The 17,043-nt window shown below is 36.6% G+C and carries 18 protein-coding genes; 10 read left to right on the top strand and 8 right to left on the bottom strand.

Translation table 11 applies throughout. The features are described from left to right. Nucleotides 1–82: 82 nt before the first annotated feature. Together V4P56_RS05810 and V4P56_RS05805 are read right to left on the bottom strand one after the other, a co-directional pair. A complete protein-coding gene (locus V4P56_RS05810; RefSeq protein WP_455481959.1) occupies nucleotides 83–1,321 on the bottom strand; it encodes a saccharopine dehydrogenase NADP-binding domain-containing protein in 1,239 nt (412 codons plus the stop codon). Nucleotides 1,322–1,381: 60 nt separating this feature from the next. Then, nucleotides 1,382–2,479, bottom strand: coding sequence for a carboxynorspermidine decarboxylase (locus tag V4P56_RS05805; protein ID WP_455481958.1), 1,098 nt, complete (start codon nucleotides 2,477–2,479; stop codon nucleotides 1,382–1,384). A 168-nt stretch (nucleotides 2,480–2,647) separates the two neighbouring features. On the opposite strand from V4P56_RS05805, the gene V4P56_RS05800 reads away from it, so the two are divergent. The 7 genes from V4P56_RS05800 (at nucleotide 2,648) to mnhG (ending at nucleotide 9,382) form a co-directional block, all read left to right on the top strand. After that, nucleotides 2,648–3,151 carry a BA14K family protein gene (locus V4P56_RS05800; protein ID WP_455481957.1) on the top strand — a complete coding sequence of 168 codons (504 nt, stop codon included), beginning with the start codon at nucleotides 2,648–2,650 and terminating at the stop codon, nucleotides 3,149–3,151. 197 nt (nucleotides 3,152–3,348) lie between these two features. Further along, nucleotides 3,349–6,270 (top strand): monovalent cation/H+ antiporter subunit A, encoded by a 2,922-nt coding sequence (locus tag V4P56_RS05795; RefSeq protein ID WP_455481956.1) that lies wholly within the window; start codon nucleotides 3,349–3,351, stop codon nucleotides 6,268–6,270. Beyond that, the gene (locus V4P56_RS05790) at nucleotides 6,270–6,611 is read left to right on the top strand and encodes a Na+/H+ antiporter subunit C (protein WP_455481955.1); all 342 of its coding nucleotides are present in this window, start codon (nucleotides 6,270–6,272) and stop codon (nucleotides 6,609–6,611) included. Before V4P56_RS05795 ends, V4P56_RS05790 begins: the two co-directional genes overlap by 1 nt. Beyond that, a complete protein-coding gene (locus V4P56_RS05785; RefSeq protein ID WP_455482675.1) occupies nucleotides 6,611–8,233 on the top strand; it encodes a monovalent cation/H+ antiporter subunit D in 1,623 nt (540 codons plus the stop codon). The genes V4P56_RS05790 and V4P56_RS05785 overlap by 1 nt, the downstream gene beginning before the upstream one ends. Beyond that, on the top strand, nucleotides 8,230–8,712 hold the full coding sequence (locus V4P56_RS05780) for a Na+/H+ antiporter subunit E (RefSeq protein WP_455481954.1): 483 nt from the start codon (nucleotides 8,230–8,232) through the stop codon (nucleotides 8,710–8,712). The genes V4P56_RS05785 and V4P56_RS05780 overlap by 4 nt, the downstream gene beginning before the upstream one ends. Further along, the gene (locus tag V4P56_RS05775; RefSeq protein ID WP_455481953.1) at nucleotides 8,712–8,993 is read left to right on the top strand and encodes a K+/H+ antiporter subunit F; all 282 of its coding nucleotides are present in this window, start codon (nucleotides 8,712–8,714) and stop codon (nucleotides 8,991–8,993) included. The genes V4P56_RS05780 and V4P56_RS05775 overlap by 1 nt, the downstream gene beginning before the upstream one ends. Next, nucleotides 8,990–9,382, top strand: a complete 393-nt coding sequence (gene mnhG, locus V4P56_RS05770) for a monovalent cation/H(+) antiporter subunit G (protein ID WP_455481952.1) — start codon at nucleotides 8,990–8,992, stop codon at nucleotides 9,380–9,382. Before V4P56_RS05775 ends, mnhG begins: the two co-directional genes overlap by 4 nt. A gap of 33 nt (nucleotides 9,383–9,415) precedes the next feature. Here the strand turns inward: mnhG and V4P56_RS05765 are convergent, their stop codons facing one another. The 5 genes from V4P56_RS05765 to V4P56_RS05745 form a co-directional block, all read right to left on the bottom strand. Then, nucleotides 9,416–9,808, bottom strand: coding sequence for an MliC family protein (locus tag V4P56_RS05765; protein WP_455481951.1), 393 nt, complete (start codon nucleotides 9,806–9,808; stop codon nucleotides 9,416–9,418). Nucleotides 9,809–9,827: 19 nt separating this feature from the next. Then, nucleotides 9,828–10,223, bottom strand: a complete 396-nt coding sequence (locus V4P56_RS05760; protein WP_455481950.1) for an MliC family protein — start codon at nucleotides 10,221–10,223, stop codon at nucleotides 9,828–9,830. After that, nucleotides 10,220–10,369, bottom strand: a complete 150-nt coding sequence (locus V4P56_RS05755; RefSeq protein ID WP_455481949.1) for a hypothetical protein — start codon at nucleotides 10,367–10,369, stop codon at nucleotides 10,220–10,222. Before V4P56_RS05755 ends, V4P56_RS05760 begins: the two co-directional genes overlap by 4 nt. A gap of 249 nt (nucleotides 10,370–10,618) precedes the next feature. After that, on the bottom strand, nucleotides 10,619–11,752 hold the full coding sequence (gene aroB / locus V4P56_RS05750; protein WP_455481948.1) for a 3-dehydroquinate synthase: 1,134 nt from the start codon (nucleotides 11,750–11,752) through the stop codon (nucleotides 10,619–10,621). Then, nucleotides 11,742–12,359 carry a shikimate kinase gene (locus tag V4P56_RS05745; protein ID WP_455481947.1) on the bottom strand — a complete coding sequence of 206 codons (618 nt, stop codon included), beginning with the start codon at nucleotides 12,357–12,359 and terminating at the stop codon, nucleotides 11,742–11,744. The genes aroB and V4P56_RS05745 overlap by 11 nt, the downstream gene beginning before the upstream one ends. Before the next feature lie 256 nt (nucleotides 12,360–12,615). On the opposite strand from V4P56_RS05745, the gene V4P56_RS05740 reads away from it, so the two are divergent. Genes V4P56_RS05740 through V4P56_RS05730 form a run of 3 tightly spaced genes read left to right on the top strand, consistent with a single transcriptional unit; the run spans nucleotide 12,616 to nucleotide 15,377 of the window. After that, nucleotides 12,616–13,587, top strand: a complete 972-nt coding sequence (locus V4P56_RS05740; protein ID WP_455481946.1) for a site-specific tyrosine recombinase XerD — start codon at nucleotides 12,616–12,618, stop codon at nucleotides 13,585–13,587. Between the two features lie 44 nt (nucleotides 13,588–13,631). Continuing rightward, nucleotides 13,632–14,588 (top strand): acetyl-CoA carboxylase carboxyltransferase subunit alpha, encoded by a 957-nt coding sequence (locus V4P56_RS05735; RefSeq protein ID WP_455481945.1) that lies wholly within the window; start codon nucleotides 13,632–13,634, stop codon nucleotides 14,586–14,588. Nucleotides 14,589–14,627: 39 nt separating this feature from the next. Then, nucleotides 14,628–15,377, top strand: coding sequence for a L,D-transpeptidase family protein (locus tag V4P56_RS05730; protein WP_455481944.1), 750 nt, complete (start codon nucleotides 14,628–14,630; stop codon nucleotides 15,375–15,377). Nucleotides 15,378–15,854: 477 nt separating this feature from the next. Here V4P56_RS05730 and V4P56_RS05725 read toward each other — a convergent pair whose 3' ends face one another. Further along, nucleotides 15,855–16,946 carry a D-alanyl-D-alanine carboxypeptidase family protein gene (locus V4P56_RS05725; RefSeq protein ID WP_455481943.1) on the bottom strand — a complete coding sequence of 364 codons (1,092 nt, stop codon included), beginning with the start codon at nucleotides 16,944–16,946 and terminating at the stop codon, nucleotides 15,855–15,857. Between the last annotated feature and the right edge of the window lie 97 nt (nucleotides 16,947–17,043).

Raw genomic sequence — 17,043 nt, 5'->3', positions numbered from 1 at the left:
TCGTATATTTTAGAAAAAACCGCCCTTTTAAAAGGGCGGTTTTTTGTATCTTTCATGAATGTATATATATGAAGGACAAATTTTAAAACTGTAATTTTTTATCTTCTTGTTGTTCTCTTATCCAAGTTGAAAGTCCCATATGATTAAGATATTCGAGGAAGGGGTAAGGTGGTAATTCTTCTACATTGACCATAGTTTTAACATCCCATTTACCGGTAGCAATAAGAATGGCAGCAGCTGCTGCTGGTACACCAGCTGTGTAAGAAATGCCTTGTGCGCCAGTTTCATTAAAAGCTTGTTTATGATCAGCTATATTATAGATAAAAATTTCCCGTGGTTTACCATCTTTTTCGCCTTTAATAAGATCACCAATACAAGTTTTTCCAGTATAATCTGGAGCTAAAGAGGCTGGATCAGGTAAGACAGCTTTTACAACTTTCAAAGGAACAACTTCTTGACCCTCTGCTGTTTTAATAGGTTGTTCAGATAAGAGTCCTAGATTTTTCAAAACAGTAAAAACAGTAATGTAGCGTTCACCAAATCCCATCCAAAAGCGAATATTTTGAACATCAAGATTTTTGGATAGTGAATGAATTTCATCATGTCCCGTCATATAAGCTTTTTGTTTACCAACAACAGGCAAAATCCATTCACGGCTGATTTCAAACATTTTATTGGAAATCCATTTTTTATTTTGCCATGACCATACTTGCCCTGTAAATTCTCGAAAATTAATTTCTGGGTCAAAATTAGTGGCAAACCAACGCCCATGATTGCCTGCATTAATATCAATAATATCAATATCGGTGATTGTGTCGAAGTAGTTGTCACGTGCTAATGCTGCATAAGCATTAACAACACCAGGATCAAAACCGGCTCCTAAAATAGCGGTTATATTGGCTTTTTCGCATTCTTGACGTCGAGGCCATTCATAATTACCGTACCAAGGAGGTGTTTCACAAATTTTTAAAGGATCTTCATGAATTGCGGTATCAATATAAGCACATTTAGTTTCGATACAGGCTGAAAGAATGGACATATTAAGAAATGCAGAGCCAACATTAATAACGATTTCACATTTAGTTTTCTGGATGAGTTGTATAGTTTCTGAAACATTCATTGCATTAAGTGCATGGCTTTTGAGGATACCTTCTGCTTTCAGTGTTTTTTTATCTTTAATGGATGCAAGGATTGCATCACATTTTTTGAGTGTTCGCGAAGCGATATGAATATCACCTAAAATATCGTTATTTTGGGCACATTTATGAGCAACGACTTGTGCAACACCTCCCGCACCAATAATGAGAACATTTTTCTTCATTTTAAAGTCATCTCCTTAATTAATATTACCGCATGATGGTTTTATTGTATGGCATTTTGGTTATGAAAGGCTTTTTTGATAATCATTATAGTTAAATTGACGCTGAATTGTTAAGGTTCCATTGTGTTCTTTAATGACGATGGCAGGCATTGCAATGCCATTAAACCAGTTCTTCTTAACCATCGTATAGCCTGCAGCATCCTGAAAAGACAGTTTATCTCCTATCTTGAGTGGCTCAGGAAAATAAAATGTTCCAAAAATATCACCAGCCAGGCAAGATTTTCCGCAAACTATGATTTCATGAGAGCCCTGATTCGGTTCTAATTTGGCATTTTCACGATAAATTAAAAGATCAAGCATATGAGCTTCGATTGAGCTATCAACGATGGCAATGTTTTTTTCGTTATACAATGTGTCAAGAACACTCACTTCTAATGTAGTGCTTTTAGTGATAGCAGCTTCTCCTGGTTCTAGAAAAATGGTAACATTATAGGTTTGAGAAAAACGTTTTAAGCGTTCTGCAAAAGCCGCTAGAGGATAATTTTCAGCGGTAAAATGAATACCACCGCCAAGGCTAATCCAATCGACTGCAGCAAAGAGTTCAGCGAATTTTTCTTCAATATGATAGAGCATTTGATTGAAAAGATTAAAGTCATCATTTTCACAATTATTGTGGATCATTAAGCCATTGATTAGGGGTAAAACCTCTTTAATAGCGTTTTGGTTAGTTTCACCTAAGCGACTAAAAGGACGAGAGGGATTAGCAAGATCAAAATTTGATGCACTAATCCCTGGGTTTAACCTTAAACCCCGTTGAATGGTTTTTGTAGCGCTAGCAAAGCGCTGAAGCTGTTGAATTGAATTAAAGATAATTTTGTCTGCATAGCCACAAGCTTCATCAATTTCATCATCTGCCCAAGCAACTGAATAGGCATGGGTTTCTTTCCCAAATTTTTCTTTCCCTAAGCGCAGTTCATAAAGAGATGATGATGTCGTTCCATCCATATACTGAGACATAAAATCAAAGAGACTCCATGTTGCAAAGCATTTCAAAGCGAGCAAAATTTTTACTCCTGACATTTCTCGTAAACTAGTAATGATTTCCATATTTTTTATAAGCTTAGATTTATCGATAAGATAATAGGGAGTTCTAATCATTATTTATCCGTTTTCTGCTGAAGGATCTTATTGGTTATACCGACGTTTAGTACATGTAGTAATAGAATGTCTCAAGGAAAAAGAATCACAAAGGAGAATCTGTTTTTTTTTGCAATAGAGAGGCTTTCTGTAATTTAGCTGTAGTTTAGTTGTTGTGAGATTTGTGTCATGCTTTTAGTTAAGAATTTATCTTATGCTTTATTTATTGTATTCATTGGAAGTTTTCTCATGATAATAGCTAATGGTGCAGGTTCAGTGCAAAAAAATGACATTGAAGCACATGTAATTTCTTCATCTTCTTCTCTCCAAGAGAATTCGAATTTTTTAATTATGACAGGGCGTAGAGAACTTAATGGATTCAAAGGTTATCGTAATTATCGGCGTGGTTATCGTAAATATAGTGACAATTGGTGGTATCCTGAAATAGCATTTGCTACATATAAACATTTAGACGCAAAACATGTACCACTAAAAGAAATATCAGCTTTAAAAAGAACACCTCTAATTTATCCTTTAGAGGAAAGAAAACCATGGATGTTGAAGCAACATATCGATTCTTGTATGGCGCGTTACCGTTCTTATAATCAAAGTGATAATAGTTATCAGCCTTTCCATGGGCCTCGTAGGCAATGCTTTTCTCACATTTTTAAAGAATCAAAGATGAAAAAATAAAAAAGCTTTCAGACCGCTTTGTCTTTATGTGTAATTTTTTTCATGAAACATTTGTTTTATAATAATTTTTTATGTTTTTAATTTTATTTAAATTCTATTATTGTAAAATGCGAAATTAAGAGATGGCAATATAGTTTTTTTCTTTTTTTTTTATTGTGTTATCTACAAAATATTTAAGAAAGTTTGGAGTTTAAGGAATGACAGCATGGGAAGCAATGTTAATATTGCTCATTTTGCTTCCCTTTGGTGGTAGCATCATTATTGGTTTTTTTCGTTCAACTGCCAAAAATAATGAAGCGTGGTTTGCTGGATTTATTGCACTTATTAGTTTTCTTTTCACAATAACGCTTTATCCAGCGGTCAGTAAAAATCGCATAGTACGTTTAGATATTTTCTGGCTTCCAGAATGGGGAGTTAATTTGGTTCTCCGTATAGATGGTTTGTCGTGGCTTTTTTGCTTGCTTATTACAGGGATTGGGTTACTTGTTGTTGTCTATGCGCGTTATTACATGGATCCGGCAGATCCTGTGCCGCGGTTTTTTTCCTTTTTTCTAGCTTTTATGGGATCGATGACAGGAATAGTTTTGTCAGGCAATCTCATCTTTTTAGTTATTTTCTGGGAGCTAACCAGTATTTTTTCTTTTTTGTTGATCGGTTATTGGTACCATAATGCAAGTGCGCGTGAAGGTGCACGTATGGCTTTAATAACCACGGGTTTTGGTGGTTTTGCTCTTTTTGTTGGGGTTCTACTAATTGGCCATATTGTTGGTAGTTTTGATTTGGATAAGGTACTGCATTCTGGGGATCTGATCCGATCAAGCTCTCTTTATGATTTTGTTCTTATTTGTATTTTATTGGGAGGTTTAACAAAAAGTGCACAGTTTCCATTTCATTTTTGGTTACCCAATGCAATGGCTGCTCCAACACCTGTATCTTCTTATTTACATTCTGCAACGATGGTGAAAGCAGGATTGTTTTTACTTGTGCGTTTATGGCCAGTTTTATCTGGAACAGAATCTTGGTTTTTGTTGATTGGCTTTTCAGGACTCTCGACATTGCTTCTTGGTGCTTACTTTTCCATGTTTCAGCAAGACTTAAAAGGGCTGCTTGCTTACTCAACTATTAGCCATCTTGGATTGATTACCACGCTTTTAAGTTTTGGCAGCCCACTTGCATGTGTTGCAGCAATTTTTCATATGGCCAATCATGCTACTTTTAAAGCTTCTTTATTTATGGCAGCTGGCATTATTAATCATGAAACGGGAACGCGTGATATGCGGAAGCTGACAGGACTTTTTCGCTTTATGCCTATTACAGCGACTCTAGCTTTAGTGGCGAGTGCAGCGATGGCTGGTGTTCCTTTATTAAATGGTTTTTTATCAAAAGAGATGTTTTTTGCTGAAGCAGTTGAAACACATATGGAATCATGGTTAGATTGGGTTGTACCTTATGTAGCAACGCTGGCTAGTTTGTTTAGTGTGACCTATTCTGTGCGTTTTATTCATGGTGTTTTTTTAGGGCAAAAGCCTGTCAATTTACCAAAAATACCACATGAACCACCACGTTTTATGCGTTTTCCCATGGAACTTTTGGTATTCATTTGTTTGGCCGTTGGTATTTTACCTAATTTAACAATAGGATCTATTTTAGATAATGCAGTTGTATCTGTTTTAGGACCAACAGCGCCTCCCTATAATTTAGCTGTTTGGCATGGATTTGATACTCCATTAATGATGAGTTTTATTGCTTTATTAGGAGGTGTGTTGTTTTATGCTATAGGTCATCGCTATTTTTTATCTTGTGATGATGGAGCTCCTTTTTTTCGTCATTTGAAAGTAACACGTATCTTTGAACGAATTCTCGTGATTATTTCTTGGAAATGGGCGCGTGCAGCGGAGTCTCTTTTGTCAACACGTCGTTTGCAAACGCAATTGCACTGGGTTTTTTCAGTGTGTTTTGTATTTATAGGTTTTTTACTTTGGTGCGATGGTTTAATTTCAGCTGGTCCGTTGCCGCTTTTTCCGCTTGATATTCCTTTTCTCGTTCTTTGGTTGGTGGGTGGATTATGCGCACTTTTAGTTGCTTGGAAAGCAAAGTTTCATCGTTTTGCATCATTAATGTTGTTAGGGGGCGCTGGTTTGATGACTTGTGCGACTTTTTTATGGCTTTCTGCGCCTGATTTGGCAATAACACAATTGGTTGTTGAAGTTGTGACAGCAGTTTTATTGTTGCTTGGTTTGCGGTGGTTGCCTAAACGTTTGCATATTTCTTCTCCAACATCTGTTAATTTTTTAGTGCGCTTGCGTCGTTCTCGTGATTTTGTCATCGCGTTGGTGGGGGGGGCTGGTATAGCGTGGTTATCCTTCGCAGTGATGACACGTCCTCAAGGAAAAACAATAGGTGATTTTTTTCTGACTCATGCTTACTCTGGTGCTGGTGGTCGCAATGTTGTGAATGTGTTGTTGGTTGATTTCCGTGGTTTTGATACAATGGGAGAAATTGTGGTTTTAGGCATTGTATCACTTACTGTTTTTGCCCTTTTACGGCGGTTTCGTCCTGCTCCTGAAAGTATTGATGCGCCTTTTCAACAACAGATACAAATGGCTTTTGATACCGCACAGCCTGATCGAAGTGCAGGGGATACCGTATTAGACTATTTAGCTGTTCCAGCTGTTATTATGTGTTGGCTCTTTCCGGTTATTATTGCTTTTGCTGTTTATTTATTTATGCGGGGGCATAATCTTCCAGGAGGTGGATTTGCTGGTGGTGTGACTTTAGCAATAGGATTTATTTTGCAGTATCTTGCACGTGATATTCGTTGGGTGGAAAACCGGTTGAAGATTTTGCCTTTGCGGTGGATAGGCTTTGGCTTATTATTATCAGTCGCAACAGGGATGGGTTCTTGGTTTTTTGGGTATCCTTTTTTAACGTCCTTTTTTCAATATATTCACTTTCCATTAATTGGAAATATTCCTATAGCATCCACTTTTTTATTTGATTTTGGTGTATTTTCTTTAGTTTTGGGAGCAACAGTTCTTATTTTAATTGCACTTGCGCATCAATCAATTCGTAGTTATCGGATCGGTAAGAAGCCTAGTAAAAAAGAGAGGGAAAATTAATGGAAATTGTTCTTTCTTTAGGTATTGGTGTTCTTGTTGGATCAGGTATTTGGTTGCTTTTGCGTCCACGTACTTTTCAGGTAATTCTTGGTTTATCTTTGATCTCTTATGGCGTTAATCTTTTTATGTTTTCGATGAGTAGACCGCGTAGTAATGCTGCACCGATTATTGATCCTTCTACTGTGATCAATCCAGCTAATTACGTTGACCCTCTACCGCAAACTTTAGTTTTGACAGCGATCGTAATTGGTTTTGCAACAACAGCTTTGTTTTTGGTTATCCTTTTGGTTTCACGTGGTTTAACAGGATCAGATCACGTTGATGGGCGTGAGGTACAATGATGGAAGCATGGGTGCATCATCTCATTGTCTTACCTATCCTTTTACCGCTAAGCACTGGAGCACTTCTTCTTTTTTATGATGAGCGCCGTTCAAAACTTAAATCATTGATTAGTATTTCTTCTGCGGGATTATTGATTGTTGTTTCTATTTTATTGATTATACATACTCTTGAAACAGTACCAGCATCTAATGTTTATCGGCTTGGTAATTGGCCATCTTCCTTTGGTATTATTTTAGTTCTTGATCGTTTAAGCGCTATGATGCTTTTACTTTCTAGTTTGTTGATCACTGCTGCATTGGTTTTTGCACAAGCTCATTGGTATAAAGCTGGTTCTCATTTTCAATCACTTATGCAATTTTTTATGGTGGGGATTAACGGTTCTTTTTTGACAGGTGATTTATTTAATTTATTTGTATTTTTTGAAGTTATGCTAACAGCTTCTTATGGACTTGCTTTGCATGGTTCCGGTCAAGCACGTGCACGTGCAGGATTACATTATGTAGTGGTTAATCTTGTTGCTTCGTCGTTTTTTTTAATTGGTGCAGCGCTCATTTATGGGGTTGTTGGCACTCTTAACATAGCTGATTTGGCTATCAAAATAAAGAAAATAGCTTCTACAGATATTGTTTTATTTGAAATAGGTGCTGTATTTTTGGGTATTGCCTTTTTACTCAAAGCTGGTATGTGGCCACTTAATTTTTGGTTAATGCCGACTTATAGTGCAGCAGCAGCACCTGTTGGGGCTTCTTTTGTTATTTTGAGCAAAGTAGGTATTTATATTATTTTGCGTTTAACACTGCTATGGTTTGGTTCTGAAAGTGGATATTTTAGCTATTTGAGCCATACAGTTTTATTTTATGGTGGGCTTGCCACTATAATTTTTGGTTTTATCGGGGTATTAGCTAGCCAAATTTTGGTACGTTTAGCTGCTTATAGTGTTCTTGTATCTTCTGGAACATTGTTGACAGCAATTGGGATGGGCAATGTAGCACTGATAGTAGGTGCACTCTTTTATATTGTGTCCTCAACTTTAGCACTTGGGGCTTTTTTTCTTTTAGTAGAGTTAGTTGAACGCTGTCAGGATGTTGCTGCCAATGTTCTGGCTGTTACAATGGAAGTGTATGGTGATGATGAAGAGGAAGAAGAAGATGAAATTGGTACTTATTTGCCAGTAACTTTAGCAATTCTTGGAGTTTGTTTTAGTATGTGTGCTATTCTCATTATTGGGTTACCGCCCTTTTCTGGTTTTGTTGCTAAATTTATGATGCTCATGGCAATTTTAAATCATAATAAAGAGAATTTTTCTTCTTCTATTCCTGTTTTACGTGATTGGCTTTTTGTGATTTTTGTTATTACAGCTGGTTTTGCAGCTTTAATTGCAATGACACGAATTGGCATACGGACTTTTTGGATTTCTCTTGAAGGTAAGATTCCACGTGTACAAGTGATTGAGTTTGCACCTATTGCTGTTCTTCTTGCTTTGTGTTTCCTCATGACAATTGCAGCTGATCCTGTTACTCATTATATGTCTGAAACTGTTAGGGTTTTGCATGAACCTCAGAATTATATTGGGAGTGTTTTAACTGATTTTTCTCTCGAAAATACGGAGATCAATCAATGAATTATTTTTGTCCCTATCCCTTTTTCAGTAGTGTAATTATTTTTATGTGGTTGATTTTAAATGGCTTTAGTTTAGGTCAACTGCTTTTAGGGATAATAATTTCTTTGTTTGGTGGCTTAATGATGCAGCTGCTTGAGCCGGAAAAGATCATTATTAAAAATTGGCGTGCAGTTTTTCGTCTAATTTTTCGAGTATTTATAGATTCTATTACTTCAAATATTTCAGTAGCTTGGTTTATTTTAACAAAAAGGTTTCAAAAACATCAGTCTGGTTTTGTTATGGTACCTCTTTTGCTTGAAAGCCGTGCTGCTTTAGCTGTTTTAGCTTGTATCTTATCAGTCACTCCAGGAACTGTTTGGGTTACTTATAATAGCAAAAATAGTGAGCTTTTGATTCATGTATTAAATTTTAAAAATGGGTATGATTATCAGCAGTTGATCAAACAACGATATGAGCAATTACTTTTGGAGATTTTCTAATGAGTATGGTGATCCTTTATTGGGGAATTTTTCTTTCACAGAGTTTTTTAAGTTTAGCGATGGTTTTAGCACTATTTCGGTTAATTTGTGGTCCACGGGCGCAGGATCGGATTATTGGTTTGGATACCCTTTATATAATCACGATCCTTTTGTTTCTTACATTTGATATTCGTTCAGGAACAACCGTTTATTTTGTAGCAGCTCTCATTATTGGACTTTTAGGGTCTATCTCAAGTATTGCTTTGGCAAAATTTTTAATGCGTGGAGAAATTATTGAATGAAGGATGATGTATCGCTTACAGTCGCTATTGTTATTACCATTTTTTTAATATTGGGATCTGGTCTTACATTAATTGGAACAATAGGGTTAGTGCGTTTGTCCAATTTTTATGAGCGGTTGCATATGCCTTCAGTGGGCACGAGTTGGGGTGCGGGTAGCATTCTCATTGCTTCGTTTCTTTATTCAATGTTTGTGGATCATCGTTTTGTTTTTCATGAAGTATTGATGATGCTCTTTTTGCTTGTAACAGCGCCAATAGCTTCCATGCTGTTATCACAGGCAGCGGCTTATCGATATCACTCGGAAGATAAATCAGAAAAACCGTTGGCTCTTTTATCGCATCAGACAAAAGAGAAGTTGTCTGAATCAGAAAGATCAGCATATGATTAGAGCCAATGGAATTTTAACGTGTAAAAGCTTATTTTATTCTTTTCCCTTTTCTTCGACACAACGGATGGGTTTTTCTTCTTTTGGATCATTAATAAGATCATAAAATGTAGCTTCGTTTTTACTTACCCACCAAATATACTGAGCTCCTGCATATTTTTCTCCTGAAGCAGAAATTACATTGGAGCCAATGATGCGTTTACCTTTCCATTTGAAATCAACTAATGCAATGGTTCCGGCACTGAGATAGGTTGCTTCAACGCGTTCTTTACTTTTTTCAACATTGCATTGATAAGTAATGGTTTGAGTTGTTGGTTCTGGATCATCTGGGACTTCAATGATTAATGAACTGGCGAAGGCACTGATTGAACTAAAGAGTGATAAAATTAAAACGGCACAAAATTCTAAAATGGGTAGAGTTTTTCTCATAATATTTCCTTAATTAATTTTAAAATAGTAATGTTGATTCTTCTTTACAGCGGATAGGTTTTATTTGTTCTGGGTCATTGATAAGATCGTAAAGTATAGCTTCAGTTTTTGATTCCCACCAGATATACTGCGCTCCCACATATTTTGTTCCCGAAGCAGCAATTACATTGGTAGCAATGATACGATCACCTTTCCATCTGAAATCAACCAGTGCGATATTATCAGCGTTGAGATAGGTTGCTTCAACGCGCTCTTTACTTGTTCCATTATCGCACTGATAGGCAACAGTTTGGGTTGTTGGTTCTGGGTTATCTGGTACTTCAATGACTAAAGAGCCTGCGAAGGTACTAATTGAGCTAAAGAGTGATAAAATTAAAACGGCACAAAATTCTAAAATGGGTAAAGTTCTTTTCATAATGTTTCCTTATCATACAGAAAAATACATGATTGACACGTAATGGTGTCTACGGCAGGATTCGAACCTGCGGCCCCAGGATTCATACCACTTCGATTTTCATCGCCAGCTTTATAGGCTGTTTGTGGTCTGGACTGTCTCTTCACCTTAAAGCTTGTACTTTTTAGGTGCTGCCCGTTCAGTCTCTACACCTTCCTCTCATTTCAAGAGAGACTTGGCTCGGGATTGGCATATAGTTTCCCGTGAAGCTTTCCCCGAATTTGAGCAGATTCACTTTGAGGATTTCTCCTCAGGTGCCCAATTTCTTTAGGAATCCTGTGCTCTATCCTACTGAGCTACGCAGACATAATCACACCTCTTCCTTTAATAGAAGTATAAAAACGAATCAATTATATTCAATATGAACTAACTAATTTTTGTTTTAGAAAGGTTAAAATTGTGTCTGGTGAGACATTTTTTGCGATAAATGATTGGCCAAGTCCACGTGTTAAGATGAAAGTCAAACTATTTTGAGAGACTTTTTTATCTTGGGCAATAAAATCCATCAGTGTTTCGGCATTTGGTAATTTACCTGGAATATCTTCTAATCGTGTAGGTAATCCTGCGCTTTTAAGGTGTGCTTCGACGCGTTGTATGAGTGTGGGGCTTATTAAATTTAATTGAGCCGAGAGTTGATGGGCTAAAACCATCCCAATTGCTACACCTTCGCCGTGGATTAAACGGTTTGAGTCATAAGCAGTTGCTGTTTCAAGCATGTGTCCAAATGTATGACCAAGGTTTAATAATGCACGTTCTCCTGTTTCGTATTCATCGCGTGCTACAATATCAGCTTTAAATTGGCATGAGCGGACAATAGCTTCCGTTCGTATTGGATCATTAGAAAAAATTTTTTGCCTGTTTTTTTCAAGCCATTCAAAAAAATCAGGCTGATTAATGAGTCCGTATTTGACTATTTCTGCGTAGCCAGCACGAAATTCACGTAATGGAAGTGTATCAAGGACACAAGTATCAGTAATAACACATTGTGGTTGATAAAAAGAACCAATAAGATTTTTACCATAGCGGCTATTGATTCCGGTTTTTCCACCAACAGAGGAGTCAATTTGTGCGAGAAGTGTTGTAGGCATCTGAATAAAATTCATGCCTCGGCGTATGATGCTTGCGGTAAACCCTCCAAGATCACCGATGACACCACCACCAAAAGCAATAACACAATCACCTCTTTCTAGACGAGCAGCAAGAATTTTGTTAATTACAGTTTGCAGGGTTGAAAACGATTTTGATTGTTCTCCTGCTTTTACTATAATTGGAACAGTATGAATTTTATTTTTTGTTAATTCTGTTTGTAATGTTTCTAAATGAAGAGAAGCAACATTTGTATCTGTAACAATAGCCAAGCGTGGCTGATAAAGATCTTTTTGGTTAAGAGAGCGCTTAATCTGTAAGGCAACTTGCGTAATTAGACCTGCTCCAATAATGATATTATAACAGTGTTTATCTAGTTTAACAGTAACAGTTTTAGTCTGCATGTTTGTTATTCCTATCATTTATTTCTGTATATAAGTAGTGCTGTACAGATCGTATGATATTTTGTGCTATAGTACGGTGGCTTTTTTCATAATTGTTAATTGTTAAGTTTGCTTTTGCATAGATAGGATAGCGTTGTTCCATGAGTTTTTGCATGGTTTCTTTAGGGTTTTCTGTTTGAAGCAGTGGTCGTATTGGGCGTTGTAAAATACGTTTCATGAGGACATCAAGATCTGCTTTGAGCCATATGGATATACCATTTTCATGAATGGCTTTTCGGATATCTTCATTTATGTAAGCACCACCTCCGGTTGCTAAAATAAGGGGACTTTTTTTAATGAGGTTTAAAATAATACGTCGTTCAAGATCACGAAATTCTGATTCACCATAAATTTTAAAGAATTCAATAATTGTCATGTGTGAAGCTTTTTCAATTTCTTGGTCAGAATCATAAAAGGGTAAATCGAGTATAGTAGCTACATATCTGCCTATCACTGATTTGCCTGCACCCATAAGACCAACGAATACAAGTGCTCGTTGATTAAGAGACGATAAAAGTTGTTTTTTTATTTGTGTCATTGGAATATGTTTAGGTCGATTATTCTTCATGGTTTTATTTCGGCATTTATTTGCTTTAAAGTCAATTCCTGTTAATCTTTGTAAGGCATGATAAGAAGTAGAGTATTTTTTAGATAGTTTATTGTCCCATGCCAACATTGACCAGATTTTTGATTGTTCTTTCCTTTTTGCTTATTTTTCTTTCCAGTATAATGATATCTCTTGTGATTTGGGTTGAACCGATAACAGCAGATATATATATCGATGTTTCTTTAGATTTATTGAATTTTTCTTCGAAAGTGAATCAATGAAAAGTGATACTGTGATAGATCATTTTCTTGAAATGATGAGTGCTGAGCGAGGTGCTTCTGCCCATACACTTGCAGCTTATCAGCGTGATTTACAGTGGGCACAAGACAAATTATCTTCACACTCTGTTTCACTTTTTTCAGCACAAAAAAAAGATTTAATTGATCTTTTATCACTTATGCATACTATTGGTTTTGCAGCATCTTCGCAAGCACGTCGTTTATCGGTTTTGCGTCAGTTTTATCAGTTTCTTTATGCAGAGGGGTTGAGATTAGATGATCCTTCTAATGATATTGGTTCTCCTCAACAAGGACGGCCTTTGCCGAAGATTATCAATGAGGATGCAGTAATAAAATTACTTGATTTTGCCCAGCTTGAAGTAAATCAAACAGACTACGGAGCCAAAAATCATCTCCGTGCATTGCGTCTTCAAACATTGATTGAAATGCTTTATGCGACAGGGTTACGTATTAGTGAATTGGTGAGTCTTCCAGTGCAGGCTGTTCGAGGGAAGGAATACAGTATTTTTGTTCGCGGTAAGGGTAAAAAAGAACGAATGGTACTCTTATCAAAAAAAGCACGCCAAGTCCTTTCACAGTGGTTGATTTTACGTGATCAGGGAAAAGATGCAGCAAGCCCCTATCTTTTTCCTGCTGATTCAAAGACAGGATATATTGCTCGCCAGTTTGTTGCACGAGAGTTGAAAAATCTTGCTGGAAGAGCAGGAATAAAAAGTGACAACTTTTCTCCTCATGTGTTACGTCATGCTTTTGCTAGTCATCTTTTGCAAAATGGTGCTGATTTGCGTGCAGTTCAACATTTGTTAGGTCATACTGATATTTCTACTACTCAGATTTACACACATGTGTTGGAAGCAGGGCTTTACCGTTTAGTTAACGAGCATCATCCACTTGCTAATGAGAAAAAGGATGGGGAAGGAGAAGATAGTGTTGTGAAAAATACTTTATAAAGCAAATTATAAGTGTATAAATTGCATCAAATAAGTTGGGTACAATGTATAATTATCTTGATTTTGAAAAACCAGTTGCTGATCTCGATGGACAAATTCTTGAATTAAAAAAGATTTCCCAAGAAAAAGACAGTCTTGATATGAGCGATGAGATTGCACGCCTTGAAATGCGTTCTCAAACGGCATTACGCGATATTTATAAAAAATTATCACCATGGCAAAAAACACAAGTGGCTCGCCATCCTGATCGTCCTCATTTTATGGACTATTCTGCACAATTATTGAGTGATGTTACACCTTTGGCAGGTGATCGAAAATTTGCTGAAGATGAGGCTATTCAAGCGGGTTTTGCACGCTTTAAAGGTGAAGCAGTTGCATATATAGGTCAAGAAAAAGGACATGATACGCAAACACGTTTACGCTATAATTTCGGTTCTGCACGTCCAGAGGGGTATCGCAAAGCTGCACGGATCATGGAAATGGCTGACCGTTTTGGTTTGCCATTGCTGACTTTTGTCGATACAGCAGGTGCGTATCCTGGTGTGAGTGCTGAAGAACGTGGACAAGCAGAAGCAATTGCTCAATCAACAGCAGCAACTTTACGCTTAAAAGTTCCAGTTGTCTCGGTCATTATTGGAGAAGGCGGTTCAGGAGGAGCAATAGCAATTGCTGCTGCTAATAAGGTTTACATGTTGGAGCATGCAATTTATTCTGTTATCTCTCCAGAAGGTGCAGCTTCTATTTTATGGCGTGACCCAACTCGTGCAAAAGATGCTGCAATGAATATGCGTATTACTGCTCAAGATCTGTATCAGCTAAAGATTATTGATGGTATTATCCCTGAACCTTTAGGAGGAGCGCATCGTGGCAAAGAGACTGTGATTGATGCTACCGGTGATATTATTACAACTGCTTTAAAATCAATGGCTGGGAAAGATGGTGAAGCTATTAAGCAAGAACGTTGGGAAAAATATCTTCAAATTGGTAGATCCTTGGTATAATCATTTTTTATGGGGAATGATGGATTGGGATTTTAGACGATGACATTAAAGCGATTCCCCGTGGTGTGTATTTTATTTGCAATTGGAGTCCTGATTGGGTGTGAAGGAAGATTACCAGCTTCTATTCAGGCCAAAGTTGAGCAACCGCTACCACAAAAAGTTCAAAATAAAATGGTGTTTCACAATATTGATAAATATGCACCAATTATGATGCGTTTTTTTAAAGAAGAAAATGTTGCTGAAGTTTGGAAGCAGGATCGTAAAGGACTTTTTGTACTTGTGGCTCATTATGATATTTGTAAATGGTCAGGCCAGCTTGGTCCTAAATATAAGGAAGGGGATTTTCAAACACCGGAAGGCTTTTATACTGTTCGCGCAAATCAGATGAATCCCTATTCGAAATATTATCTTTCCTTTAACATAGGTTTTCCTAACCTTTATGATCAGGCGCATGGTCGCACAGGGCGTCATCTTATGGTTCACGGTTCTTGTTTTTCTGCAGGTTGTTATTCTATGAGTGATAAAAATATGGCACAGATTTATGCTTTTGCACGGGACGCTTTTAGAGGTGGACAAAGAGAATTTCAGTTGCAGGCTTTTCCTTTCCGCATGACCGATGCCAATATGAAACGTCATAGTGCTGATCCACATTATCAATTTTGGATGATGCTTAAAGAAGGTTATGATTTTTTTGAGGTAAATCGTAAGCCTCCAAAGGTTGATGTTTATGAAAAACGTTATGTTTTTAATCATAACATTAATAAAATCTCAGCTTCTTTAGTACAGTGAGTGTTATTTTATTGTAAAATATAGATCTCTTTTTTTATTTCCGGATAGTATTTAAGGATGGAAAGTATGCTTGATGTATGACATGTCGTAATAATAGCAATGATGAACCTAATATTTGAGTTAAGGTAAAGCAGCTTAGAAAAGCTTATAAAATCACAGGGTGGTGGGATTGGTTAGTCTATTATCGCGATGATTATAGATTTAGTTGTTTGGGATATTTTGTGTGAATACGATTAATCAAATTAATATATATCGAATAGATTGTTGTGTAAATTATAGTATGAAATAATCATTTGTTTATTTTATGCATATTTTTTAACTAAAAGAGAAACATTATCTCTTTTATTGAATTTGTTAATAATAGCAGAATCATCATCAGAAAGAAAAGATTTATAGCGTATGGTTGACAAAATTATTTTGTCAAAGTCTAGAAAGCTAGTAATTAGAACAACAGGGGTATGTATTGTTTTATATTCATCATCGGCTATTGCTGATTTTTTTGTCATGTGCTTTTTTTGTTTTTCCATATGAAATATGAGATTTTTCTTTAATTTCATGTGTCTGTGATGTGTTAATGGGTTTGACTTGTAAAGGAAGAACGGAAGAAGGTAAAGCAGTGATAAAAGGTGAAGTAAGGATAACATTTCCTTGATTATCATAAGACTTTGCTTGCATTTTAATTGCTTCAGTAGTACATGTTTGTTGTTTCATATCAGTTACTTGTGTTATTTTTGTGCCATAGGGTTCTAGTGTTGCCAATGTAATTTGTGGTGATCCTTGATGTGAAAAACCTGCATCAAGAAGTTGTGCGGCTTTTTCTTCTCTTTCGCTTACATTGTTTGATCCCAAAACGACAGCAATAATTGTGCGTTGATTGCGAGTGGCTGAGGCAACAAGATTGAAGCCAGAAGCACAAATAAATCCTGTTTTCATGCCGTCTATTCCCTCAAAACGACCAATAAGGTTATTCGAATTGAGTTCGATTTTTCGTTTATCACCAAAATCAATAGCTGGGATAGAAAAATAATGGGCATATTGAGGAAATTCCCGACGAATCTGAACTGCTAAAAGAGCTATGTCGCGTGCTGTGGAGTAATTTTGTGGGTTTGGTAATCCACTTGCATTAGCGAAATGTGTTCCAAACATGCCTAAGCGTTGAGCTTCATAATTCATTTGTTGCACAAAAGCTTCCTGTGAACCAGCAACTGCTTCACTCATGGCAATAGCCAAATCATTAGTGGATTTAACTAAGGTAATACTTAAGGCTGTATCAAGCGTAAGAACAGAACCAGCTTTATAGCCTGAACGGTAAGTAGGAGCTTTTGCAGCATATTCGCTGATGATGACGTGTGTGTTTGGTGAGATTTTTCCTGTGCTCATTGCACGAAAAATGACATAGGTTGTCATTAATTTTGTTAATGAAGCAGGATACCAGCGTTCAAAAGCTTGATTATGTTCTAAGATGCGTCCAGTTGTAACATCAACAGAGATAAAGGGCTGAGCAAGAGCAAAGGTGTTTGTCAAACTTAGAAAAAAAGACAAAATTAGATTATAAAATGATTGCCGCATTAAGTAGATCCAGTTGCTTTTTTAGTACTTTAAAACTGCTTCAATGTAATGTAAAAAAATTTTGAGTCCATATGGTAGATAGTTAATAGTTTTAAGT

This window comes from Bartonella sp. B35(2025) (assembly GCF_053794465.1).
The sequence above is the reverse complement of the archived record's forward strand: the minus strand, read 5'-3'. Positions and strand labels throughout refer to the sequence as shown.